The 24,515-nt window shown below is 71.6% G+C and carries 21 protein-coding genes; 13 read left to right on the top strand and 8 right to left on the bottom strand.

What is annotated here, in order from left to right; genetic code table 11:
- The first annotated feature begins 73 nt into the window (after positions 1–73).
- Positions 74–1,459, top strand: a complete 1,386-nt coding sequence (locus Q4A22_RS00225) for an MFS transporter (protein WP_303176511.1) — start codon at positions 74–76, stop codon at positions 1,457–1,459.
- A 77-nt stretch (positions 1,460–1,536) separates the two neighbouring features.
- On the opposite strand, the gene Q4A22_RS00230 is transcribed toward Q4A22_RS00225, so the two are convergent.
- The 5 genes from Q4A22_RS00230 to Q4A22_RS00250 all read right to left on the bottom strand — a co-directional run bounded on the left by Q4A22_RS00230 (position 1,537) and on the right by Q4A22_RS00250 (position 5,139).
- Entirely contained in the window at positions 1,537–1,728 is a 192-nt protein-coding gene (locus Q4A22_RS00230) for a CsbD family protein (RefSeq protein ID WP_303176512.1), read from the bottom strand.
- Positions 1,729–1,841: 113 nt separating this feature from the next.
- Positions 1,842–2,804: a hypothetical protein gene (locus Q4A22_RS00235; protein ID WP_303176513.1), complete on the bottom strand. Its 963-nt coding sequence runs from the start codon at positions 2,802–2,804 to the stop codon at positions 1,842–1,844.
- 277 nt (positions 2,805–3,081) lie between these two features.
- Complete coding sequence (locus tag Q4A22_RS00240; protein ID WP_303176514.1) at positions 3,082–3,444, bottom strand: GNAT family N-acetyltransferase; 363 nt, start codon at positions 3,442–3,444, stop codon at positions 3,082–3,084.
- A gap of 79 nt (positions 3,445–3,523) precedes the next feature.
- Complete coding sequence (locus Q4A22_RS00245; protein ID WP_303176515.1) at positions 3,524–4,654, bottom strand: pirin family protein; 1,131 nt, start codon at positions 4,652–4,654, stop codon at positions 3,524–3,526.
- Positions 4,651–5,139, bottom strand: coding sequence for a carboxymuconolactone decarboxylase family protein (locus Q4A22_RS00250; protein WP_303176516.1), 489 nt, complete (start codon positions 5,137–5,139; stop codon positions 4,651–4,653). Before Q4A22_RS00250 ends, Q4A22_RS00245 begins: the two co-directional genes overlap by 4 nt.
- A gap of 220 nt (positions 5,140–5,359) precedes the next feature.
- Between Q4A22_RS00250 and Q4A22_RS00255 the strand changes: the two genes are divergently transcribed.
- The gene (locus Q4A22_RS00255; RefSeq protein ID WP_303176517.1) at positions 5,360–6,748 is read left to right on the top strand and encodes a hypothetical protein; all 1,389 of its coding nucleotides are present in this window, start codon (positions 5,360–5,362) and stop codon (positions 6,746–6,748) included.
- A 230-nt stretch (positions 6,749–6,978) separates the two neighbouring features.
- Positions 6,979–8,412: a gamma-aminobutyraldehyde dehydrogenase gene (locus Q4A22_RS00260; RefSeq protein ID WP_303176518.1), complete on the top strand. Its 1,434-nt coding sequence runs from the start codon at positions 6,979–6,981 to the stop codon at positions 8,410–8,412.
- A gap of 21 nt (positions 8,413–8,433) precedes the next feature.
- Here the strand turns inward: Q4A22_RS00260 and Q4A22_RS00265 are convergent, their stop codons facing one another.
- The gene (locus Q4A22_RS00265) at positions 8,434–9,135 is read right to left on the bottom strand and encodes a TetR/AcrR family transcriptional regulator (protein ID WP_303176519.1); all 702 of its coding nucleotides are present in this window, start codon (positions 9,133–9,135) and stop codon (positions 8,434–8,436) included.
- Positions 9,136–9,248: 113 nt separating this feature from the next.
- Between Q4A22_RS00265 and Q4A22_RS00270 the strand changes: the two genes are divergently transcribed.
- Genes Q4A22_RS00270 through Q4A22_RS00285 form a run of 4 tightly spaced genes read left to right on the top strand, consistent with a single transcriptional unit; the run spans position 9,249 to position 13,558 of the window.
- Positions 9,249–10,709 (top strand): NAD(P)/FAD-dependent oxidoreductase, encoded by a 1,461-nt coding sequence (locus Q4A22_RS00270; protein WP_303176520.1) that lies wholly within the window; start codon positions 9,249–9,251, stop codon positions 10,707–10,709.
- Complete coding sequence (locus tag Q4A22_RS00275) at positions 10,706–11,638, top strand: universal stress protein (RefSeq protein WP_303176521.1); 933 nt, start codon at positions 10,706–10,708, stop codon at positions 11,636–11,638. The genes Q4A22_RS00270 and Q4A22_RS00275 overlap by 4 nt, the downstream gene beginning before the upstream one ends.
- Entirely contained in the window at positions 11,635–13,152 is a 1,518-nt protein-coding gene (locus Q4A22_RS00280; RefSeq protein WP_303176522.1) for an APC family permease, read from the top strand. Before Q4A22_RS00275 ends, Q4A22_RS00280 begins: the two co-directional genes overlap by 4 nt.
- A gap of 22 nt (positions 13,153–13,174) precedes the next feature.
- The gene (locus Q4A22_RS00285) at positions 13,175–13,558 is read left to right on the top strand and encodes an RNA-binding S4 domain-containing protein (RefSeq protein ID WP_303176523.1); all 384 of its coding nucleotides are present in this window, start codon (positions 13,175–13,177) and stop codon (positions 13,556–13,558) included.
- A 119-nt stretch (positions 13,559–13,677) separates the two neighbouring features.
- Here Q4A22_RS00285 and mptB read toward each other — a convergent pair whose 3' ends face one another.
- Positions 13,678–15,180 (bottom strand): polyprenol phosphomannose-dependent alpha 1,6 mannosyltransferase MptB, encoded by a 1,503-nt coding sequence (gene mptB, locus Q4A22_RS00290; protein ID WP_303176937.1) that lies wholly within the window; start codon positions 15,178–15,180, stop codon positions 13,678–13,680.
- Positions 15,181–15,538: 358 nt separating this feature from the next.
- On the opposite strand from mptB, the gene Q4A22_RS00295 reads away from it, so the two are divergent.
- From Q4A22_RS00295 to Q4A22_RS00310, 4 genes are all read left to right on the top strand, one after another.
- Positions 15,539–16,846 carry a glycosyltransferase family 87 protein gene (locus Q4A22_RS00295; RefSeq protein ID WP_303176524.1) on the top strand — a complete coding sequence of 436 codons (1,308 nt, stop codon included), beginning with the start codon at positions 15,539–15,541 and terminating at the stop codon, positions 16,844–16,846.
- Between the two features lie 28 nt (positions 16,847–16,874).
- A complete protein-coding gene (locus tag Q4A22_RS00300; RefSeq protein ID WP_303176939.1) occupies positions 16,875–18,134 on the top strand; it encodes a glycosyltransferase 87 family protein in 1,260 nt (419 codons plus the stop codon).
- Positions 18,131–18,598: a LysE family translocator gene (locus tag Q4A22_RS00305; RefSeq protein WP_303176525.1), complete on the top strand. Its 468-nt coding sequence runs from the start codon at positions 18,131–18,133 to the stop codon at positions 18,596–18,598. The genes Q4A22_RS00300 and Q4A22_RS00305 overlap by 4 nt, the downstream gene beginning before the upstream one ends.
- A 92-nt stretch (positions 18,599–18,690) precedes the next feature.
- Positions 18,691–20,013: a low temperature requirement protein A gene (locus Q4A22_RS00310; RefSeq protein WP_303176526.1), complete on the top strand. Its 1,323-nt coding sequence runs from the start codon at positions 18,691–18,693 to the stop codon at positions 20,011–20,013.
- Positions 20,014–20,171: 158 nt separating this feature from the next.
- On the opposite strand, the gene Q4A22_RS00315 is transcribed toward Q4A22_RS00310, so the two are convergent.
- The gene (locus Q4A22_RS00315) at positions 20,172–21,419 is read right to left on the bottom strand and encodes a hypothetical protein (protein WP_303176528.1); all 1,248 of its coding nucleotides are present in this window, start codon (positions 21,417–21,419) and stop codon (positions 20,172–20,174) included.
- Positions 21,420–21,617: 198 nt separating this feature from the next.
- Between Q4A22_RS00315 and Q4A22_RS00320 the strand changes: the two genes are divergently transcribed.
- Both Q4A22_RS00320 and Q4A22_RS00325 read left to right on the top strand, forming a co-directional pair.
- Positions 21,618–22,898: an MFS transporter gene (locus tag Q4A22_RS00320; RefSeq protein WP_303176529.1), complete on the top strand. Its 1,281-nt coding sequence runs from the start codon at positions 21,618–21,620 to the stop codon at positions 22,896–22,898.
- A gap of 160 nt (positions 22,899–23,058) precedes the next feature.
- Positions 23,059–24,381 carry an MATE family efflux transporter gene (locus Q4A22_RS00325; RefSeq protein ID WP_303176941.1) on the top strand — a complete coding sequence of 441 codons (1,323 nt, stop codon included), beginning with the start codon at positions 23,059–23,061 and terminating at the stop codon, positions 24,379–24,381.
- Positions 24,382–24,515: the final 134 nt, after the last annotated feature.

The raw sequence follows: 24,515 nt of genomic DNA on the forward strand, positions 1-24,515 counted from the left end.
ACGGCTGGCACCGAGGGGTCACGGGGCGTCACGGGCCCCGCGGCCGGGGGGAGGGGTGGGCTAGCGTGCAGGCATGACCAGCGCGCCCGCCAGCACCCCCGTGAGCCACGACCAGCGCGTCACCGCACGCCGTGCGGTGGTGGCATCCTCCATCGGCAACGCCCTCGAGTGGTTCGACATCATCGTCTACTCGTCCCTGGCCGTGGTGATCTCCACTCTCTTCTTCGAGCACGACGGCGTGGACCGCGTGACCGGCACCCTGCTCACCTTCGGCACGTTCGCGGTCTCCTACCTGATCCGCCCGCTCGGCGCCCTCGTCCTGGGTTCCTACGCGGACCGCCACGGCCGCCGTCCCGCCCTGACCATCACCATCGTGCTCATGATGGTGGGTACGCTCATCATGATCGTGGCGCCCACGGCAGCGGTGATCGGCCCCGGCGCCGCGCTGCTCATCCTGCTGGCACGGCTGGTGCAGGGTTTCTCCGCGGGCGGCGAGTTCGGCACGGCCACCGCGTTCCTCATCGAGAACGCCCCGGACAGGCGCGCGTTCTACGGCTCGTGGCAGGTGGCCACCCAGGGGCTCGCGATCTTCCTGGCCTCCGGCTTCGGGTTCGCGCTCAACACCCTGCTGAGCCACGAGGCCCTCTACTCGTGGGGCTGGCGCGTGCCCTACGTCTTCGGCCTGCTCATCGGCCCGGTGGGACTGTTCATCCGGCTGCGCATGGACGAGACTCCTGACTTCGAGGCGCTGCAGCAGGAGCGGGAGCGGGCGGCGTCGGCCTCCGTGACCGGCGGGCGCCCGGGTGCCGGGGAGAATGCCGCCGCGGGAACGACGACGCCGCGCGCCTCCCTCTGGCGCGGCCCCCTCGCCCAGACGATCGTCCACTCCGCGGGCCGGTGGCTCACCGCCTCCGGGGTGGTGGGGCTGGCCTCGATGTCCGTGTACACCATCCTGTTCATGCCCACCTTCTCCATCCAGAACCTGGACCTGCCCTCGTGGGCCGCGTACCTGGGTGGTGTGGTGGCCGGGCTCGTGACCCTGGTGGGTTCGCCGTTCGTGGGCCACCTCGCGGACCGCGTGGGCCCCGGGAAGGTGATGCTGGTGGCCGCCGTGGTGGGTCTCGTGGTGGTGTACCCGCTGTTCCTGTGGCTGGTGGCGGTGCCCACGGTGGCCACCCTCACCGTGGTGCAGGCGGTGCTGGGCGTGGTCATGGCCCTGTACTTCGGCCCCATGCCCGCGCTGCTCACCGAGATGTTCCCCACCGAGATCCGCACCACCGGCATGTCCGTGGCCTACAACCTGGGGGTCACGGTGTTCGGCGGCTTCGCGCCCCTGGTGCTGGCGTGGCTCATCTCCGTCACGGGCTCCCTCACCGCGCCCAGCATCTACTACGCCGCGGTGGCGCTGCTGTCCCTGGTGAGCCTGCTGGTCGCACGGCGCCGGTACGCGGTGCGCTGACACGGGCCCGGACACGCGAAAGGCCCCCGTCGCACTGCGACGGGGGCCTTCCGGCTAGAAGGTTGCGGGTGCAGAGCTCAGCTCAGCCCGTCCTTGAGGTTCTTGCCGGCGTCCTTGACGTTCTCCACGGACTGCTTGGCGCCACCGGACATCTTGTCCGCAGCGCCTTCAGCCTGCAGATCCTTGTTGTCCGTGGCGTCGCCCAGCTTCTCCTTGGCGGAACCAGAGGCCTTCTCCGCAGCATTGCTGATCTTGTCACCGAGTCCCATAAGCGTGTCCTTCCGTGGGGCGAACAGGTCGCTCCCAATCTAACCCCGCGGTGGGGCGAGCGGAAGATGTGGACCCCGAGATTGTTCCCGCGGTGGAATCCCGCGGGAGGGACTCACTGGTAGGACACGAACCACGGCTTGGGCTTGAGGGCGAAGGTCTGCTCGGGCGTGTACATGGGCGTGTCCTCGTCGTAGAAGTTCTTCCACGCCATGCGGATTCCCTGGGGCAGGCCCTCCTGCAGTGCGTTCCACGTGCCCGTCTTCAGGTCCGGGGTGCCGTGGCCGTCCGCGTGCAGGACGAACGCCAGCTCCGGGTGGTTGGTGTTGATGGCCTCGCGGTTCTGGATCATGGACGCGGAGAACTGGTGCAGGATCAGCGCCTTCTGCGGCAGCTGGTTGTCCCGGGTGAGCCCGGCCAGCCACGCGGTGGTCTCGTTGATCTCCCCGGCGCCCACGGAGCCGATCTGCTGCAGGGGCAGCTGGCCCGGGGCCAGGCGCCACTCGGGGTCCAGCGCCAGGCCCACGTTCGGGCGCTTGAGCAGCTCCTCGTACTGCTTGGCCTGGGAGAGGAAGTCCGCCTGTCCGGGCTGCAGGTCCAGGACCACGTACACGTCGTTCTTCTCCGCGGCCTCGATGTACGGCATGAGCTGCTCCACGGTGGACTCGGTGGAGTAGTTGCCGTCCGGGCCCGGTTCCGAGGACGCCGTGGTGGCGATCACCTCGAACGCCGGGACCACCTTCTCCTGGCTGTACGGCTCGTAGCTCCTGGCGAGCTCCTTGGCCCGGGTCACGGACTCCTCCGGCCCCTGCTCGCCCAGCGCACCCAGTCCGGGGGTGCCGGGATGGCCGTACAGCGCCACGAACCGGCGGTCCGGGAACAGGGTGGTGCCACCGCCGACCAGCTCGGCGGGCTTCGCGGGCGAGGGGCTCGCGCTCGCCTCCTGGGACTGCGAGGTCTCCTCGGACTGCGACGACGCCGCTGCACCGTCCGTGGCGGCGTCGCCCCCGGAACCGCAGCCCGTGAGCAGCACGGACGCGCAGAGGACGGACAGGACGGCGGGGGGAAGGGAGCGCACGGCGCGAGCCTCTCGAGGTGGGGGACGAGTGGTCTGGGGGTCGCACCCGCCCGCTGGCGGGGTTGCGAAAGCAACCTCACTCTATGCCCCGCGAGGGCCTGAAAGCGGGAGGACCACGCCGCTGTGGGGGTGGGGCGGACCGGCGCCGCGAAAGGGGTGCCGCGATGTATTCCCCATCCAGCATCAGTCGCAGAGCAGCACCCGGCGCCCTGCCGTCGACCGCCCCTGCTCGTGGGTGAGAGCCTCTCGGACCGCTGCGGCCGCGGGCTGCCTCGGATCAGCCGCGCAGCGCCGCCAGGTGGTCCGTGGTGGGCTTGACCGTGTACTGCTCGTACTCGGGGTGCTTCTTGATCCAGGTCTTGATGTACGGGCAGAAGACCACCAGTTCGTAGCCGTCCGCGATGCTCGCGTCCAGTGCCTCGCGCACGAGCGTGGAGGCCAGCCCGTGGCCGCCGAAGGCATCATCCACCTCCGTGTGGGGGAAGATCCGCTGCTTCTTGTCACCGGCCTGGTGCTCGATCGCCACGGTGAAGCCCACGGGGTCCGCGGGGTCGCCCACGCGGATCTCGAATCGCTGGGTGCCCTGCTCGTCGGCACCCAGGGAGACCTGGGGGTTCTCGATGGTGGGGTTGTCGCTCACGGGGCCCTCCTCGGGCGGTCGGTTGGTGGCTGGTTCGTGGCGTGCGGTGGGGGTGGGTGCGGGTGGCGCCGCCTCCCGCTCACCCCCGCGCGCGCAGCGTGGTGTTCGGCAGCTCGGGGGCCGGCAGGGGAGCGGGCTGACCCGGCGGGAAGGTGCCGAACTGCGGGAAGGGGCGGCCGTCCTCGTAGGAGGTGCCGAGCAGCTCGTCGATCTCGATGCCGCCGGTGGCCACGGCCCCGTCCGCTCGTACCGGGGGCAGCGGCGAGTCCGCCGAGGGATCCGCGAATCCCATCTCCTCCATGTAGGCACGCCGCCATGTGGCGATCTCCTCGTGGGAGCGGCCCACGAAGTTCCACCACATCACGATCTGCTCGTTGAGCGGCTGCCCGCCGATCAGCACGGCCAGGGCGGGCTCCTCGCCGGCGGTGATCCGCAGTGTGGTGCGCCCGGGCGCGGTGTAGGCGATGCCGTGCCGGGGGATGTCCACGCCGTCCAGCGTGAGGGGACCGGTGACGCGCAGCAGTCCGTGCTCGTGGTCCGCGGGGACGTTGACCTCCAGCGAGGCCCCTGGCTCCAGGTGCAGCTCCACCCCGGTCAGCGGCAGGCGGGTGGCCACCGGGGATGTCGTCCCGAGGAGCGAGCCCAGGAAGACGCGCGCGGAGAACCTCTCTCCGGTGACGGGCTCCGGCCGGTGGCTGTCGAGGCCGGGCTCCCCGAAGCGGTCCGCGTCGGGGAACGCGTACCAGAGCTGCACGCCGTGCAGCACGGTGGTGTCCTGCGTGGAGAACTCGGAGTGCGTGATGCCGCGCCCGGCGTTCATGAGATCCACCTCGCCGGGCCGGACCGTGGCCCAGTTCCCGGCGGAGTCGATGTGGTCGATGTGCCCCTCGAACAGCCACGACACCGTGGCCAGGCCCGTGTGCGGGTGGCGGGCGACCTTCATGCCGCCGGTCACGGCGACGTCGTCCGGGCCGTAGGCGTCCAGGAAGCACCACGCGCCGATCAGCGAACGGGCCTTCTGCGGCAGGGTGCGCTGGACCGTCATGCCGCGCGGCCCGCCCAGCGGGACGGCACGGGGTTCCAGGATCTCCACGGGCCCGTTCGCACCGTCCACCACCGTGACCCCGTTGCTCAGTCCGGTCCCGGACGTGGAACGGTCCGGGTGGTTCGTGCACACCGTGGGCTGCGGGTTCTTCTCCGGGTTCGTCATGACCTGTCCTTCTCTCGGCGGACCGGATGGTGGGACATGATGGAGATGCGGTTCGTCGTGTTGATGGTGATGGCGAGCCACTGTACCGCGGAGTACTGCTCGTCCGTCAGCGCCCCGTGGCTCACCACCTGGCACGCGTCGCGGTCCTCCGGACCGGGTAGGCGGGTGACGGTCTCTGCCAGGGCGAGGGCCGCCTTCTCCTGCTCCGAGTACACGGCGGCGTCCTCCCACGTGGGGAGCAGGCCGCGGCGCTGGTCGCTCACTCCCGCCTTGACGGCCCGCTTGGTGTGCACGTCCAGGCAGTACGAGCAGCCGTTGATCTGGGACACGCGCAGCATCACGAGCTCCACGAGCTGGGGGTCGAGACCGGCCTGCTGCGCCTGCTCCCTGGCGGCGTTGGACAGCGCCCCGATGGCCTTCCAGGCCGCGGGGTTGGACTTGTCCAGGTAGAAGTGCAGCGGGTCCTGCGGAGTGTCGGTGCTCATACCCGGCATGATGTCAGATCCGCGGGACCTCCCGGGCTCGGGCGATCACCCCGCGCAGCCTCGCGTCCCCGGCCATGTCGTCGCGCGTCGCAGGGGCTTCGTGCTGGCCCGGCCAGCACGAAGCCCCTGCCTGCGGCGTGGGCGGCATCGAGGTGCGCGGCGGCAGCAGTTCTTAGCACGCCTAGATGAAAATGAGTCTTATTACGTTTAACCTGCCGTCATGCGCAGACCAGCCAATGCCCCTCTGTCCCCCGAGCGCCCCTCCACAGCGCGGAGACCTGCCGTCCGCACAACCCGCATCCCCCTCTCCCTGGCCTCCCTGGGGGTGGCCGCCCTGGTGCTGAGCGGGTGCGCGCAGGGCGACGGTGCGGCGTCGCCCTCCGCGTCCGTGAACGGGACCACGAGTGCGCGCGCCAAGGGCACCGAGGTCCAGGGCCTCGCCCCGCGCGCCGTGCTCTCCTACGACGGCGGTCTGCTCACCGTGGACACCAAGACCGGGGAGGTGGTGGAGGACGTCAAGCAGGACGGCTTCCTGCGCCTGAACAACGCCGGTGACGGCCGGCACGTGATGGTCTCGGACGGGGACCGGTTCCGGGTCTTCGACACGGGCCTGGAGGCCGTGCCCCACGGGGACCACCACCACTACTACGAGTCCGACCCGGCACTCACCCAGCGCACCTTTGACGCTCCCCACGCGGGGCACGTGGTGCTCCACGACGGGAAGACCACGCTGTTCGGCGACGGGGACGGGTCCATCCAGACCTTCGCCTCGGACGCGCTGAAGAAGGAGGGTGAGCCGGAGGTGGCGAGGAAGAAGACCGAGGCCCCGCACCACGGCGTGGCGCTGGAGCTCTCCGACGGCACCCTTCTCACCACCCAGGGCACCGAGGACGAGCGGCACACCGTGCAGGTGCTGCACGGGGACGGCTCCGTGAAGGCCGAGACGACCGACTGCCCGGGCGTCCACGGGGAGGCCGCCGCGGCCCCGGGCCGGCACACGGACACCGTGGTGGTGGGCTGCGAGAACGGGCCCGTGGTCTACCGGGACGGGGCGTTCCACAAGATCCCGGTCAAGGACGCCTACGCGCGCTCCGGAAACCTGGCGGGCTCCGAGACGTCCCCGGTGGTGCTGGGGGACTACAAGGTGGACAAGGACGCCGAGCAGGAGCGCCCCACCCGTGTGGCCCTGTTCGACACCGCCCACGGCACCCACAAGCTCGTGGAGCTGGGCTCCTCCTACTGGTTCCGCTCCCTGGCCCGCGGTCCCCGTGGGGAGGGGCTGGTGCTGACCTACGACGGGAAGCTGAACGTGGTGGACCAGGACACCGGTGCGGTCACCCGTCGGATCGACGTGATCGAGCCGTGGCGGGAGAAGGCGGACTGGCAGCAGCCGGGTCCCGCCGTGAAGGTGGCCGGCGGCAACGCCTACGTCACGGACGCGGAGAACAGGAAGCTGCACGTGGTGGACCTCGCCAAGGGCCAGGTGGTCCGCAGCATCGACCTGCCGCAGACCCCGGTGGAGCTCGCGGTGACCACGGGCAGATCGGAGACGCGGGAGCGCGGTGCGGGGGCGACGTCGTCCGCGTCCCCCCACGGGGGCGGCCACTGAGCGCGCACGGCCGTGGAGCGGGCGTGACCTGCCGCCCGGCGCGCCGCGGGACCGGCGCTGCCGGGCGGCGCGCCGGACTGCTGCGGGCTGCGACGGGGTGTCACGGGGTTCATAAATGAACGAGGGTCATTTACAGTGATCGGTACGACATTCCGGCCGGTGGACCGGGCCCGCGATCCGGGGTCCGCGACCCGGCCCGGAGACCCGCCGCCCCGGCAAGGAGATTCCCCATGGCCGACACACTCCAGAACTACATCAACGGGCAGTTCGTCCCGGCGCACGGACAGAGGACCATCGAGATCGTGAACCCCTCGGACGGGTCCGTGGTGGCCGTGTCCCCCGTCTCGGACGAGCAGGACGTGGACGCCGCATTCGAGGCCGCCTCCGCCGCCGCGAAGACCTGGCGCAGGAGCACCCCGGGAGAGCGCCAGGCGGCCCTGCTGAAGCTGGCCGACGCCATGGAGGCCCACTCGGACGAGCTCGTGGAGGCGCAGCACCGCAACACCGGCCAGCCCCGTGCACAGATCGCGGGCGAGGAGGTGGCCGCCGGCGCCGACAACCTGCGGTTCTTCGCCGGTGCGGCGCGCACCCTGGAGGGCAAGGCCGCGATGGAGTACATGTCCGAGCACACCTCGTACATCCGCCGGGAGCCGGTGGGCGTGGTGGCCCAGGTGTCCCCGTGGAACTACCCCCTGCTGATGGGCATCTGGAAGATCGGCCCCGCGCTGGCGGCGGGCAACACCATCGTGCTCAAGCCCAGCGACACCACCCCCGAGTCCACCCTGGTGCTCGCGCGCCTGGCCGGGGAGATCCTCCCCGCGGGTGTGCTGAACGTGGTCCTGGGGGACGGCGGCACGGGCGGTCTCATGACCGGGCACCGCACCCCCGCCATGGTCTCCATCACCGGGTCCGTGCGGGCGGGCCGCGCCGTGGCGAAGAACGCCGCGGAGGGCCTCAAGCGCGCGCACCTGGAGCTGGGCGGCAAGGCCCCGGCCGTGGTCTTCGCGGACGCGGACCTGGAGCGCACCGCCCAGCAGCTCGTGGAGTTCGGCACGTTCAACGCCGGCCAGGACTGCACGGCGATCACCCGCGTCCTGGTGGAGGACTCCGTCCACGACGAGCTCGTGCGGCTGCTCGTGAAGAACGCCGAGGCCACCGTCACTGGGGATGCGGACGAGTCCAAGAACGCGTACGGCCCGCTGAACAACGTGCGCCACTACCAGGACGTGTGCTCCAAGCTGGAGAACGTCCCCGCCCACGCCACCGTGGAGACCGGCGGCAGGCCCGTGCCCGGCACCGAGGGCTTCTTCATCGAGCCCACCATCATCACCGGCGTCCACCAGGACGACGATCTGGTGCAGGAGGAGACCTTCGGCCCGGTGCTCACGGTCCAGAAGTTCTCCACCGAGGAGGAGGCCGTGGAGCTCGCCAACGACGTCCCCTACGCCCTGGCCTCCAGCGTGTGGACCTCCGACCACGGGACCGCCATGCGCGTGAGCCGTGACCTGGACTTCGGGTGCGTGTGGGTCAACACCCACGTGATGCTCGTGTCCGAGATGCCGCACGGCGGCTTCAAGGACTCCGGCTACGGCAAGGACCTCTCGCTGTACTCCGTGGAGGAGTACACGCGGGTGAAGCACGTGATGCACGCCCTGGACGTCTGAGCCGGGGGGGGGGGCGCTGTGTCAGGGCTGCTCGCCCCGGTGCAGCGCCTCCAGCCGCAGGCGGAAGCCGGCCAGCAGGCTGCGCAGCCCCGCGTGGAAGGCGGCGTCCGCGCCGGAACCGACCTCCGGGGCGGCGTCGCCGTCCTGCAGCAGCAGGTCTCGGTGGGCCACCGCGGCGGAGAAGACGGGGGCGAGCTCGTGAAGCTCGCCGGGGTCGAAGATGGTCTCCGGGGCCGTGGCGTCGTACGCGGCGCCGAAGACCAGCGACTCCACCGCGACCACCGCGTTCACCACCCACGACACGGGCCACCCGGCCCGGGCCAGTCCGGCGGCCACGCTCTCGTACATGGTCAGCGTGTGCGGGGAGTCGGCCACCGGCAGCACCGTCATCACCGGGATCAGCGGGATGTGGCGGGAGTAGACCTCCCGGTAGGAGCGGGCCCACCGCTCCAGCGCCACCTCCCAGTCCTCGGTCTCGAAGGCGGAGCAGTCGATCTCCCTGTTCACCCGGTCCTGGACCAGGATCATGATGTCCCGTTTGGAGCCCACGTGGTTGTACAGCGCAGACGCCGAGACCCCGAGCCGCCGGGCCAGGGCGGCCATGGTCAGCTCGCGGTGGCCCCGCTCCTGGATCATGGCCACGGCCGCCGTGGCGATCTTGCGCTGCGTGAGCACCGGGCTGCGCGGTCTCCCACGGCGGCGCACGGGGGGTTCCTGCTCCACCGGTCCTCCTCCTCGTTCGCGGATCCCGCGGGCTGACGCCCCGACGGGAGTGCCCGATCTCGGCGCACCCGCCGAAAATGAACACCCTTCATATTTACCCGAAAGGAACTGAGATGTCCGAACAGCGAACCGTAGGATCCCCCGAGGCGATCGAGCGCGACGTGGTGGTGGTGGGCGCCGGGCCCGCCGGTCTCATGGCCGCCCGCCGGCTCTCCCAGGCCGGGAAGTCCGTGGCCGTGCTGGAAGCACGTGACCGCGTGGGCGGGCGCACCTGGTCCAACGTGGTGGACGGCGCCTTCCTGGAGATCGGCGGCCAGTGGATCTCCCCGGACCAGACCGAGCTGCTGTCCCTGGTGGACGAGCTGGGGCTGCAGAGCTTCCCCCGCTACCGCGAGGGCAAGGCCGTGTACATCGCCCCGGACGGCACCCGCCACCTCTACGACGGGCACATGTTCCCAGCCGGGGAGAGCACCCAGAACGAGATGGACCGCCTGATCCACCTCATGGACGAGCTCGCGCATGAGATCGGTGCCAAAGAGCCGTGGGCGCACCCCAGGGCCCGCGAGCTGGACACCGTCTCCTTCCGCGACTGGCTGCGCCAGAACTCGGACGACGAGGAGGCCTGCAACAACATCGGCATCTTCATCGCCGGGGGCATGCTCACCAAGCCCTCCCACGCGTTCTCCGCGCTGCAGGCTGTGCTCATGGCCGCCTCCGCCGGGTCCTTCTCCAACCTGGTGGACGAGGACTTCATCCTGGACCGCCGCGTGGTGGGCGGCATGCAGTCCGTGTCCGTGACCATGGCCGAGCAGCTGGGCGTGGACGCCGGAACGGACGTGGTCACCGCGGACCCGGGCGCCACCGTGTTCCTCAACTCCCCGGTGCGCACCATCCAGTGGGCCGGTGAGGGCGAGACCTACGAGGAGCACGACCCGGACTTCCAGGTCCGCGTGTTCTCGGACCGGGTGACTGTCAAGGCCAAGGACGTGGTGGTGGCCGTGCCGCCGAACCTCTACTCCCGGATCTCCTTCGAGCCGCCGCTGCCCCGGGCCCAGCACCAGATGCACCAGCACCAGTCGCTGGGCATCGTGATCAAGATCCACGCGGTGTACGAGACCCCGTTCTGGCGGGAGAAGGGCCTGTCCGGCACCGGCTTCGGCGCGCGCGAGCTGTCGCAGGAGGTCTACGACAACACCAACCACGAGGACGAGCGCGGCACGCTGGTGGGCTTCGTCTCGGACGAGAAGGCGGACGAGGTCTTCCGCCTGCCGGCCGAGGAGCGCAAGCGGCTCGTCCTGGAGTCCCTCTCGCACTACCTGGGGGAGGAAGCCCTGAACCCGGTGGTCTACTACGAGTCCGACTTCGGGTCCGAGGAGTGGACCCGCGGCGCGTACGCGGCCTCCTACGACCTGGGTGGTCTGCACCGCTACGGCGCCCTCCAGTCCGAGCCCGTGGGCCCCATCCGCTGGGCCTGCTCCGACCTCGCGGCGGAGGGCTACCAGCACGTGGACGGCGCACTGCGCCAGGGCGCGCTGGCCGCCTCCCAGATCCTGGACGAGAGGAACGCGGGATGACCCCCGGGACCTCGCAGGGGCGGGCATCCGGGGCCGGTGCGTCCCGGCTGCCCGCGGCCGGGCCCGCGATGCGCTACGTGGTGGGCTACGGCGCGGACAAGCGCAGCAGGGATGCGGTGCGCCTGGGCGTGGCCCTGGCCCGGGCGTTCCACGCGGAGCTGGAGATCGTGTGCGTCCTGCGCACCGACGACCCCTTCAGCACCACCTACCCGCCGGTCGGTGACATCACGCCCATGATGCGCACGCAGGCCTCGTCCTGGCTGCGCGACGCCGCCGCACTCGTTCCGGAGGACGTCACCGCCCGCACCCACATCCGCCGCTCGCCGTCCGTGGCCGAAGGGCTCACGGACGCCGTGCAGGAGTTCCACGCCGGGATGCTGGTGGTGGGGGCCGCAGCGGGCAAGTACACCGCACAGTTCTCCGTGGGCCCCGTGGCCGACACCCTGCTCCACCGCGCACCCGTGCCCGTGGCGCTGGCACCCCGCGGCTACAAGGGGGAGCAGCCCATCACCCGGCTCTACACCGGTGTGGGCGCCCGCCCCGGGGCTCAGCAGGTCCTCCGGGAGTCCCAGGAGGCCGTGCGCCGCGGGGGCCAGGAGCTGGTGCTGCTCAGCTTCCTGCCGCTGGACCAGGTGGCGGACGAGCCCCACTCCGCCATCGCGGCCACGGAGACCATGCTCCGGGAGACGGCGCGTACCGTGTCCCCCGAGCACCCCGTGAGCGTGCACGTGGCCACCGGCAAGAACCTCAAGCGCACCGTCACGGACATGGACTGGGCCCCCGGCTCCGTCCTGTTCGTGGGCTCCTCCCGGCTCGCCCAGAACCGGCAGCTCTTCCTGGGCACCACCGCGGCACGCGTGCTGCGGCACCTGCCCGTGCCCATGATCGTGCTGCCCCCTGCGGCAGACCCTGCCAAGGAGGACGCATGAGCAGCGTCGCCACAAAGAACGAGCCCTCGGGGGACGGCAAGGGGCTGAACTCCGGCTCCGTGGGACTTCTCGGCGCGGTGGTGATCGGGATGTCCTGCATCGCCCCCGCGTACACGCTCTCCGGGGCGCTCGGCCCCACCGCGGCCGCCGTGGGCACCCACCTGCCGGCCATCTTCCTGGTGGGGTTCCTGCCCATGCTGCTCGTGGCCGTGGGGTACCGGCAGCTCAACCGCGCCATGCCGGACTCCGGGACCACGTTCACCTGGACCTCCAAGGCATTCGGGCCGTGGGTGGGGTGGATGGGCGGGTGGGGACTGCTGGCCGCCACCATCCTGGTGCTCTCCAACCTGGCAGGGATCGCCGTGGAGTTCTTCTACCTGCTGCTCGCGCAGCTCACGGGGCGGCCCGAGCTCGCGGACCTGGCGGACAACACGCTCGTGAACGTGGGGACCTGTCTGGTCTTCATGGCGCTCGCCTGCTGGATCTCCTACCGCGGGATGGAGACCACCAAGAAGGTGCAGTACGTCCTGGTGGCCTTCCAGGTGGTCATCCTGGTGTGGTTCTCCGTGGCGGCCCTGGTCCACGTGGCCAACGGCACCGCCGCGGGCGGACTGCACCTCGACCCCGAGTGGTTCAACCCGCTGGGCGTGGGGTCCTTCTCCGCCTTTGCCGCCGGAGTCTCCCTGTCGGTGTTCATCTACTGGGGCTGGGACGTGGTGCTCACCATCAACGAGGAGACCGAGGGATCCGCCACCACCCCCGGCCGGGCGGCGCTGGCCACCATCTTCTCCATCGTGGTGCTGTACCTGCTGATCGGCGTCTCCGTGCTCAGCTTCGCCGGCCTCGGGGACACCGGGACGGGCCTCAACAACCCGGACATCCAGGAGAACGTGTTCGCGGCCCTCGCCGGACCGGTCATGGGCCCCGCGGCCGTCCTGCTGTCCCTCGCGGTGCTCTCCTCCTCCGCGGCGTCCCTGCAGTCCACGTTCGTCTCCCCGGCCCGCACCCTGCTGGCCATGGGGTACTACGGTGCCCTGCCCGGGCAGTTCGCCCGGATCACCCCGCGGTTCCAGTCCCCGGGCTTCGCCACGGTGGCCGCCGCCGTGATCTCCTCGGTGTTCTACGCGTTCATGCGCGTGGTCAGCGAGGACGTGCTGTGGGACACCATCACCGCCCTGGGCATGATGGTGTGCTTCTACTACGGCATCACCGCCCTCGCCTGCGTGTGGTACTTCCGCCGGTCGTGGTTCCGCTCCGTGAAGAGCTGCCTGGTGAACTTCGCGGCCCCGCTGATCGGCGGGCTGCTGCTCCTGGTGTTCTTCGTCCGGACCTCCGTGGACTCCATGGACCCCTCCTACGGTTCCGGGTCGCAGATCGGGGGAGTGGGGCTTGTGTTCGTCCTCGGCGCCGGGATCCTGCTGCTGGGCGTCGTGGTGATGGTGACCCAGTACTTCCGCAACCGGTCCTTCTTCCGGGAGAGCTTCGAGACCACGGAGCTGCCGGTGCTGGACTGAGGCCGCGAGTACGGTGGGGGTCATGTCGACACCCACCAGCGCCCCCTCCAGTGTCCGCCTGGACGTGTGGCTGTGGTCCGTCCGTCTGTTCAAGACGCGGTCCGCAGCCACACAGGGGTGCCGCGCCGGCCACGTGCGGCTCAACGGCGCCCCTGTGAAGGCCGCGCAGCCGGTGCGCGTGGGGGACCGCGTGAGCGTGAAGCGCCCGGGGTGGCAGCAGGAGTTCGAGGTCGCGCAGCTGATCGTCAAGCGCGTGGGCGCCCCCGTGGCCGCGAAGTGCTACATCGACCACTCCCCGCCGCGCCCCACCGAGCTCAGCGTGCCCGTGGCCCGCCGCGACCGCGGCGCGGGCCGACCCACCAAGAAGGACCGCCGAGAGCTGGAGCGGCTGCGCGGGGACCGCTGACCCCCCCCATCCGGCCGGAAGCAGTGCCCGCCGCCCGGTCCCGCACCATCCGCGCCAGCCGAGGCACCTGGACCCCACACCCAAGGCGACGCCGCCCGCGAACCCGCCGCGCGGCGTCGTCAGCCCTGCGGTGGGCGCGGTTCCGCCGAGTCCTGCGCGGTCCCGGGCCCGAACCAGCCCCGCCACCCGCCGTGCGTCAGGAGAGTGCGGGTGCGCGGGTCCACGAGCGCGAGGTAGAGGGTGAAGGCCACGGCGAGCACGAAGGCCACCTGGGACACGCTCACGCTGAGGTCCACGAACGGCCACACGGACAGCTGGTCCTGGGCGCCGAAGACCACGAAGAACGTGACCACGATGTAGATGATGCGGATCTGCCAGTTGTTCCGGATGCCTGTGGCGGCGAGGAACGGGATGAGCCACAGGATGTACCAGGGCTGGATGATGGGTGAGAGCAGGACCACGGCGGAGAATCCGACTGCCATCCGCCGCACGATCTTCCGGTCCCCGCCCACGAACATGAGCACGAGCACCAGCAGCACGGCGGCGGCCTGCAGGATCTTGCGCAGCAGGTGGGCCCAGGCGTCCCCGTGCTTGCCCAGGGAGTTGCCGAAGCGTTCGAGCTGCTGGCCCAGGAACCCGGAGGGCGAGTAGCCGGTGTAGCCGGGGGTGGGGTCCAGGAAAGCCCACGCCCAGCCCACGCCCAGCCCGTCCACCCAGCCGCTGAGCACCAGCAGCCCGAAGCTCAGAGCGGCGGTGGCGGCCCAGGTCAGGAAGCGGCGGGTCCAGGAGGCGCCCCTGCCGGCCCAGAGCAGGCCCACGAACGGCAGCAGCAGCACGGTGATGGGCTTGATGCCGATGGACCCCGTGACCAGGAGTATGCCCAGGAGGGGATGCTTGGACGCGGCGAAGTACACGCCGGCCACGGCGAGACCCACCATGAGGGCGTCGTTGTGCGCGCTGGCCACGAAGCTGATGAGGAACAGCGGGTTGGCCACCGAGATCCACAGGGCCCGGGCGCCGTTCACGCCGTGCAGCCGGGCGAGCTTGGGCACGTAGACCAGGCACAGCACCACCCCCGCGTACGCGGCGAGGCGGAACAGCAGCACGGACAGGTCCGGCTGGGCACTGGTCAGCCGGACCACGGCGGCCGCGATCCACAGGAAGTAGGGACCGTAGGGGGTGCGGGCCTCGGCCCACTCGGGATCGGCGCCGAGCATGAACCAGTTGTCGAGGGTGGAGATGCCCTCCACGTACGGATCCTTGCCCGCGAGCATGAGCCTGCCCTGGCCGATGTACGCGTACACGTCCCGGGAGTAGATGGGCACGGCGAACAGCAGCGGCAGCGACCACGCCACCACGGCGGTCACCACGGTGCGCAGGGATCCCGGCGGCCACCCCCGCAGCCGCTGGCCCAGCCGCAACCAGGACCGGATGAGGAGCATGGCGCCCAGGGTGAGCAGCGCGGTGCAGGTGTAGACGCCCCACACGTTCACGCGGAGCTCGATCACCAGGGGGTGGCGCATCATGGGGGAGCCGTTGGCGATCCACCCGGTGCCCAGGGACCCCACGAACATCATCAGGGAGCCGACCACGCCCTGGACCACGGCCAGGCGCGCGCGCATCCCCACCACCGCGGTGGACCCGGTGTGGGGGCCCAGGGCGGGGAGGGCAGAACCCGGTGCGGTCATGGACTCCAGCCCCCTCAACCAACCAGTGGTGGGCGAGCCGAGGTGATCGCGGCTCCGGGCCACGACTTTACAGGACCGCCCCCGGACGGCACCGGCCTGCCCCGGCGCGGTTCCCAGGGTGCGGACCGGAGCGCACCCGTAGAATCGGGGGCGTGGAACGGCGCTCCCCGAGCGCGGGACGCGTCCCCCGGCGTTCCAGGACCGCCCGGCGGTCCGCCCCTCACCGCAAGCCCCGCGCCGGAGCACCCGTGCCAGACCGGAACCCCGCGCGCACTCGGACAAGGACCTTCCCGTGCCCACTGACAGCCCCTTCGCGACTCTCACCCGGGCACGCGACGCCGTGATCCCCGCGCGCTGGCGGCAGCGCCTGATGACCCCGCGGGGTCTGCTGGTGGGGTTCCTGGTGGTGCACCTGGGGTTCCTGGTGTTCGCGCTGATCGTCTCCGCCCAGGGCAACGCGTTCAGCGACACCAACATCTACCGCGCGTGGACGGTCGCCGGGTTCGACGACGCCAACCTTCCCTCCGGCCCCAGCCCCTGGGTGTACCCCGCGCTGGCGCAGCTTCCCATGGCGTTCGCGGGGATCCTCGGCCCGGGGCCGTTCTTCTTCCTGTGGGTGCTGCTGATCTCGGCGCTCAACGCGCTCGCCATGGGCAAGCTCACCGACTGGGGCCGCAACCGCGCCGCGCTGCCCGCCGGCTGGTGGTGGCTCGGCTTCATCCTGCTGATGGGCTGGCTGGGCTTCGCCCGGGTGGACGGTTTCACGGCACCCCTGGTGCTGATCGGCCTGGTCTACGGCGTGTCCCACCCGTTCGTGGCGTCCCTGATCCTCAGCGCCGCCACCTGGGTGAAGGTGTGGCCCGCCGCGGTGGTGCTCGCGCTGCTCAGCGCCGCACGACGCCGCGGCGCGGTCCTGCTCGCCGGTGTCCTGGCCACGCTGGGCGCTGTGGGTGTGGCGGCGGCGTCGGGCTCGGTGCACAGGATCGCGGACTTCCTCACCCAGCAGGGGGACCGCGGGATGCAGCTCGAGGCCACCTTCACCACCCCGTGGCTGTGGCTGTCCGTGCTGGGCATCGGCGACTCGCACATGTACATGAACACGGACATCAACTCCATGCAGGTGGACGGCCCCGGCTCGGACGTGATGTCCAAGCTCATGCAGCCGCTGTTCGTGGTGGCGGCCGTGGTGGTGGTGGCGCTGATCGTGCGCGGTCTGCGCCGCGGCGTCCGGGCTGGGAGCCTGGACCGCACCGCGCTGTTCCTGGCGGGCTCGCTCACCATGGTCACCGCGTTCATCGTGTTCAACAAGGTGGGCTCGCCCCAGTTCATGGTGTGGCTCGGCCCCGTGATCGCCGTGGGGCTGGTGCACGACTGGCGGGCGTGGCGCACCCCCGCGCTGCTCGCCGTGCTGATCGGGCTGGCCACCTTCCTGATCTACCCGCTCTTCTACACCGCGCTGAGCCACGACAACCCCGTGATGGCGCTGGTGCTCACCGTGCGCAACGCCCTGCTCGTGGTGCTCATGTGGTGGTCCGCCCGCGGGCTGCACCGCCTCGGTTCCGCCCCGAAGGAGGCCCAGGTTGCCGCGCCCCGGGCATGACGACGACGCCGCTGGCGCCCCCTCCCGCGTGAGCCCGCGCCTGCTGCGCCCCGCCGCCGTGTGGTGCGGCTTCGCGGTGGTGCACGTGTACTTCCTGGGATGGATGGCCTCGTTCTTCCTGCACGGCTGGGCCTTCAGCGACACCGAGCAGTACCGCGAGTGGGCCATGGCCGGGTACAACGCGCCCGTGAGCGACGCAGTGAGTCCGTGGGTCTACCCGGTTCTGGCGCAGGTGCCCATCATGCTGCCGCGCCTCGCGGGTCACGACCTCTACCTGCTGGCGTGGACCCTGGTGATCACCGCGCTGAACGCCGTGGCCATGTGGTTCCTGCTGCACCGGGCGCCGGACCGGCAGCGCGCTGCCGTGGTGGCCGGCTGGTGGTGGGTGGTATTCACCGCGTTCACGGGGTACCTGAGCTTCGCCCGGGTGGAGGGCGTGGCCGCGCCCATCGTGTTCGTGGGGCTGCTGTACGCGGTGCGCCGGCCCGTGGTCGGTGCCGCGTTGCTGAGCGTGGCCACCTGGATCAAGGTGTGGCCGGCCGCCGCGCTGCTAGCCATGGTGATCGCGCTGCGCGAGCGGGTGCGGATCGTGGTGACCGGCCTGGTGGTCTCCGCACTGGTGGTCGGCGGGGTGCTGGTGCTGGGCGGGATCGAGCACATCGCGGACTTCCTGCTCAACCAGGGCTCCCGCGGGATGCAGCTCGAGGCCACGTTCTCCGTCCCCTGGGTGTGGGCCGCCGTGCTGGGCGTCGGCGGATCGCGGATCGCGGACAACACCGCCATCAACTCCACCGAGGTCTACGGACCCGGTGTGCAGACCATGGCCGGGCTCATGCAGCCCCTGCTGCTCGTGGCCGTGGCGGTCGCGGCCGCGCTGCTGGTCAGGGCGCTGCGGCGCGGCGCGGACCGCGGGCGGCTGGTCTACGCGGGCACCCTGCTGCTGACCACTGTGCTGATCGTGTTCAACAAGGTGGGCTCACCCCAGTTCATGGTGTGGCTCGCTCCCGTGGTCATGGTGGGGCTGCTCCACGACCGCGTGCGCTGGCGCACCCCAGCGTGGCTGGTCCTGGGGATCGCCGCCACCACGTTCGTGATCTACCCGCTGTTCTACACGCCCCTGATCCACGCGAACCCGGTGATGGCCGCCGTGCTGACGGTGCGCAACGTGCTCCTCGTGGCCCTGCTGGTGTGGACCGCGCGGCGGATCTGGCAGCTGGGCAGCCGCGCTGCGGTCGACGCGGAGGCGAGCGGACGGCGTCGTCCCGCGGGGCGTGGCCTGGCCGCATGACCGTCCTCGACGCCGTCCTCGCGTTCGCCCTCGTGGCGGGTCTGCTGACCCTGGTCCCGGGTCTGGACACCGCGCTGGTGCTGCGCTCGACCCTCACCCGTACGCGGAGCTACGCATGGGCCACGGCGCTGGGCGTGGCCACCGGCGCGGGGACCAACCTGCTCAACCCCAAGGTGGGGGTCTTCTACATCGCCACCATCCCGCAGTTCCTCCCCGGGGGCGTCTCGCCGCTGCTCATGGGCGCGCTGCTCGCGGGGGTCCACGGGCTCCTCACCATGGTGTGGTTCGGCGTGATCATCCTGGGTGGCGGCTACGCCCGGCGCTGGCTCTCGGACCCACGGGCACTGCGCGTCGTGGACCGCGTCACCGGAGTGGTGCTCATCGGCTTCGGTGTGAAGCTCGTGGTGGATGCCATCCCGTCCGGGGCCGTGGCCCTCGGCCGCACGCTGCCGCGCCTGGCGTAGCCGCCTGCCGGCAGCGTCCGTTCGTCGTCCTGGTCCTGCTGCCGGCCCGACCCCGGTAGGTCCGCTCGCGCTCATGGCTGAGAATGGGCGGCATGAGCCTTTCCTCCTCCGGGGCGGTAGCCCCCGACGATCTGCGTGCTCGGCTGCGGTCCATGACCGGGCGGGACCCCCGTGAGCGCGAGAGGGCGGCCAGCACGCTCGAGCTGCTCTTCGACCTCACCTTCGTGGTGGCCGTGGCGCAGGGTGCGTCCCAGCTGGCCGAAGCCCTGGGGGAGGGGCACGTGGGGTCGGGGGTCGCCTCCTTCTGCCTCACGAGCTTCGGGATCATCTGGGCGTGGATCAACTACTCGTGGTTCGCGAGCGCCTACGACACGGACGACTGGCTGTACCGGCTGCTCACCCTGCTGCAGATGATCGGGGTGGTGGTGCTGACGCTGGGCATCCCGGACATCTTCCACGGGGCGGCCCACGGCGAGCTGGACAACACCGTGGCGGTGGCGGGCTACGTGATCATGCGCGTGGCCATGCTCGTGCAGTGGGGCCGGGCCTACCGGGCCGACGCCGCCCACCGCCCCGCCGTCCGGCTCTACATCGTGACCCTGGTGATCGCGCAGGCCCTGTGGATCGGAACGGTCTTCCTCCAGCGCACCCCGCTGCCGCTGGGGGTGGTCCTCGCCCTGACGACCGTGGTGGTCCTCGTGGAGCTCGCCGGACCGTTCCTCGCCGAACGGCGCTCCGGCACGGGAACGCCCTGGCACGCCGGGCACATCACGGAGCGCCACGGGCTGCTCACCATCATCACCATCGGGGAGGTGGTCACCGGCACCGTGATCACCCTGCAGAACATCCTGGGCTCGGACGAGCAGCACATCGACTGGAGCGACACGGTCCTCGTGGCCGTGTGCGGCACCGCGATCGCGTTCGGCTTCTGGTGGGCCTACTTCCTGCCCCGTTTCGGGGAGGTGCTGCACCACCATCGGCGCCGCTCGTTCGGCTTCGGCTACAGCCACTTCCTGATCTGGCCCGCGCTCGCCGCTGTGGGTGCAGGACTGCACCTCATGGCGCTGTCCTTCGAGCGCAACGAGCACCTGCACGTGGACCACGAGGTGGCGGCGTGCGCACTCGCCATCCCCGTGGGAATCTTCACCGTGGGGCTGTTCACCGCGCACTACCTCACCACACGCTTCTGGGCCCACCTGCACACCGCGATCCTTGCGGGCAGCCTGGTGGTGCTGCTGCTCGCGGTGGTCCTGGCCGTGGTGCATGTGCCCCTGACCGTGGTGCTCGCGCTGTGCACGCTCGTCCCGTGGATCACGGTGCTCGCCTTCGAGCTGAGCGCGGGAGCGGAGCACGAGGCCCAGGTGCTGGCGGCGCTGCCGGGCTGCGAAGAGGACGACGACGTCCCCGCGCCCTGAGCGCCACGCCACCCTGAGCCCCGTGTCACCCTGAGTGCTGTGCTACCCGTGGGCGCCACGCGGCCGTGGGCGCCGGCCCATGGTGGCATCCGGGCTCGCGGTGACATCTGCACCCCCCCCCCCCCCGAGCAGGCCGACGCCGCGTGCGCCCCCTGCCCTCAGGAACCGTCCCCGCGGCGTCGCAGCCGGTTCACCGCGTAGCCGAACAGGGAGGGCGCCTCTTCGGCCTCGCGCGCCTCGGCATCCCGCAGCCGGTCCTTCCGCTTCTGCTGGTGGCGCCGCAGGTGCTCGTCGTAGCGCTCGCGGTCCAGGCGCTGCTGCCGCTGCTCCACCGCCTCCGGCAGCGGGGTGGTGTCCAGCGCGGCGGTCCGGCCCTCGGCGGACTCGCCGGTGAGCCCCGCGGTGGTTCCGGTGTCTGCGCGCTCGGCCTCCACCATCCGCGGCAGCCTGCGGCGGACCGCCTCCCGCTCGGCGCGTTCGGCCAGCCGCCGCTGGGCGGCACTCTGCTTCCTGGGGGCGGCGTACCGGTCGCGGATCTGCTCGATCACGGGCAGCTCGTCCGTGGTCTCGTACGGCTCCTCTTCCCACCCCGCATGCGCACGGGGGGACGACGCCGCCCGCTCCCGTGCGCGCGGAGCCGGCCCCGCGGCGTCGTCGTCCGGGTAGGGGGAGACGCGCTGGGCGGGATCGTGCGCCGTGTCCTCCGCGGGGAGCGGGGTGACCCGCGGGACGGGACCGGTGTCCACCACGACCTCCGCGGGGGTCTCCCAGTGGGCGGCCGTGAAGGCCCGGTGGCTGCGCCAGCCGCGGAAGAGTTTCCACCCCAGGTACACCGCGCCGAGCAGCAGCACGAGGGCGGGCTCGGCGTAGCCGCCGGCGTAGTAGAGAGAGGCCACGAGCAGCGCCAGGACGCCTGCGGCCAGCGGGACGAGGGCCACCCGGGACTGCACCGGGAGCAGTCCCAGCAGCTCGCGGGTGTACCGGCTCTCGTGGCGGGGCCCGTGCAGGGCGTGGGCCCGGATCCTCACGCCCGGCGGAGTGTGCCCGGTGAGCTTGCGCACGGTCACGGGCGGCTCGTCCGGGTCCTCGGCGGCGAGCGCCACGGTGCGGGCCCGGCCGGCGCCCAGGGCCGCGCGCTGGGAGGCGGTGACGCCCGCGAGGAGCAGGTGCAGGCCCATGGCCAGCAGCACGTAGGGCAACAGGACGGCCAGGGCGAGGGTGACTGCACGCCAGAACCAGGCGACCTCCCCGGCGGGGAAGTTCTGGAAGCGCAGCGGCCCGCGGGTGAACCACAGCAGTGCGGCGCCGGCTAGCAGCGCGGCGGTGCCGTTGAGCACGGCGTGCAGGCGCAGCCGCGGCCAGCCGCGTGCCGAGCGGGCGGCCCGGCGCTGTTCACGGGTGCGCATGGGTGCTCCTGGGGGTCCCGGGGACGTGGGGTGGTCTCAGGGTATGCGGTCCGGCGGACACGCACAGGCCGCGTTCCGGGCCTCCACCGGCGCACCCTCGCGCAGCCAGTCGTGCGCGGAGGCGGCGCGTGCCCGTCACGGGAGTGCGCGGGCGGTCCGGGGATCCCGTTCCGGCGGGCGGGACCCTAGGATCGAGCCGTGCCCCGTTTCCTCCTCGACATCTCCCCGGTCCGGGAGATCCCCGACTTCCGCAGGCTCTGGATGGGTTCCACGCTGTCCATGCTGGGCAGCCAGTTCACGGTGATCGCCATCAGCCTGGAGGTATTCGAGCTCACCCGGTCCACGTTCGCCGTGGGACTCGTGGGGGTCTTCGCGCTCGTGCCGCTGATCGTGGCCGGTCTCTACGGGGGATCCATCGGGGACGCCGCGGACCGCCGGCTGGCCGGGCTGTGGACCACCGTGGGGCTGTTCGCCATGACCGTGGCACTGGCCGCCCACGCGTGGCTGGACGTGCGCAGCGTGGGCGTGCTCTACACGATCGTGGCGCTGCACTCTTTTGCCCAAGGCCTGAACCAGCCCGTGCGCGGGGCGATCGTCCCCCGCCTGGTGCCCGCCCGTCAGCTTCCCGCGGCGAACGCCCTGTTCCAGCTGACCATGGGCTCGTGCCTCATGGTGGGCCCGCTGCTCGGGGCGTTCACGGTGGCCGGGCTGGGGTTCGCATGGGCGTACACGCTGGACGCGCTGAGCTTCGCCGTGAGCCTGTGGGCCATGTACAGGCTCCCGCCCCTGCCGCCCGAACCGGGTGAGGGCGGCGCCACGAGGGCCGGGTTCCGCTCCGTGGTGGAGGGCTTCCGGTTCCTGGCCACGCGGCCGAACCTGCGCATGACCTTCATGCTGGACATCGCAGCCATGGTCTTCGCCATGCCGCGCGTGCTGTTCCCCGTGCTCGGGGCCTCCGTGCTGGGCGGCGGCCAGGTGACCGTGGGGGTTCTCACCGCCTCCCTGGCGGCCGGTTCCGTGATCGCGGGCCTCTTCTCGGGAACATTCATACGCATCAACCACCACGGCCGCGCGTGCGCCACCGCGGTGGCCGCGTGGTCCGTGTGCATCATGGCGTTCGGCGCGGTGGTGCTGGCCGCCTCGCACGGCCTCGGCGCCGAGACCGCGTGGCCCCTGATTCTGTCCTGCGCGACCCTCCTGGCCGCAGGGGTCACGGACTCCGTGTCCATGCTCTTCCGCACCACCATCCTGCAGGCCGCCACCCCGGACTCGCTCCGCAGCCGCCTGCAGGGCATCTTCATCGTGGTGGTGGCCGGCGGACCCCGCCTGGGCGACGCCGTCCTGGGCACCGGCGGCCAGCTGCTCGGCCCCGGCTGGGCGGCCCTCACCGGCGCGGCCGTCTGCCTGGTGCTCGTGCTCGTCCTGGTACGGGTCTTCCCGGGCTTCCTGCGCTACGACGCGCGCGACCCGCAGCCCTGAACCGCGCCCACGGGACGCCTCCCACCCGGCCACCGCAGCGGCCCCGCCCGCCTACCCTGGAGCGGTGCCCTCCACACCCGCGAACCACTCCCGCCCCTCGCCCGACGACGCCGCCGCGCCGGTTCCCGCCGACGCTCCGTCCCCCGGCCGCGCGCCGCGCCTGAACCGGCAGATTCTGGCGCTCGCGGTGCCCGCATTCGGTGCGCTGGTCGCTGAGCCGCTGTTCCTGCTCGCGGACTCCGCGATCATCGGGCACCTGGGCACCGCGCAGCTCGCGGGTGTGGGCATCGCGTCCACCCTGGTGCAGACCGTGGTGGGACTCATGGTGTTCTTGGCATACAGCACCACTCCCGCGGTGGCACGCCACCTCGGAGCCGGCCGCCTGGCAGACGCCCTGCGCGTGGGCCGCGACGGGCTGTGGACCGCCGCGGGGCTCGGTGTGGTCCTGGCCGCGGTGGGCGCGGTGGTCATGCGCCCGCTGCTCGCCGCGATGGGTGCGCGCGGCGAGGTCCTGGACCACGCGGCGTCGTACGCGCTGTGGTCCCTGCCCGGGCTCGTGGCCATGCTGGTGGTGCTGGCCGCGGTGGGTGTGCTGCGCGGGCTGCAGGACACCACCACCCCGCTGCTCGTGGCCGGAGCGGGAGCGGTGCTGAACGCCGGACTGAACGTGGCGCTCGTCTACGGGGCGCACCTGGGGGTGGCCGGAGCCGCCATCGGCACGAGTCTCACCCAGTGGGCCATGGCGGTGGCGTACCTGGTGATGCTGGGCCGCCGGTTCCGCGCCGAGGGCGTGGCGGTGGGGACATCCTGGACGGGGATCCGCGGGCACCTGACCGTGGGCTCCTGGCTCATGCTGCGCACCCTGTCCCTGCGCGTGGCGATCCTCTCGACCGTGGTGGTGGCCACCGCCCAGGGGGCCGAGAACCTGGCCGCGTACCAGCTGACCATGACCCTCTTCAACTTCCTGGCCTTCGCCCTGGACGCGCTCGCGATCGCCGCGCAGGCGCTGCTCGGCAAGGAGCTGGGGGCGCGGGACCTGCGGCGGGACGAGGACCGGGAGGCCGTGCGGCTGCTCATGCGCCGGCTGCTGCGCTGGGGGCTCGGCTTCGGGGTGGTCACCGGGCTGGTGGTAGGCGTTCTGGGGCCCCGGCTGGGGTTCCTGTTCACCGGGTCGCAGGACGTCCAGGCCCTCTTCGGGGTGTCGCTGCTCGTGGTGGCGGTGGGTCAGCCGCTCGCGGCGTTCGTGTTCGTGCTGGACGGGGTGCTGATCGGCGCCGGGGACGCCCGCTACCTCGCCCTGGCCGGGGTGGTGAACCTGGTGGTGTACCTCCCGCTGCTGTGGGCCGTCGGGCAGTGGGGCGGTGCCGGTGCCGCGGGAGCTCTGTGGCTGTGGCTCGCGTACGCGATCGGCTACACGGGTGCGCGCGCCGCCACGCTGGGGTGGCGGATCCGCGGACCGCGGTGGATGTTCGCCATGTCCTGAGCGCCCTGCTCCCGGCCACCACCCGGCCACCACCCAGCCTCCTCCGTGGCCCGCCGGGAGGCGTGGTGGACCACCCGGTGGAAACCCCGCGGGCGTATTCTGGAGGCATGAACACAGGCGTTCCGAGCACCGTC

This window comes from Kocuria sp., from assembly GCF_030530945.1.
In the GTDB taxonomy this organism is placed as follows: Bacteria; Actinomycetota; Actinomycetes; order Actinomycetales; family Micrococcaceae; genus Kocuria.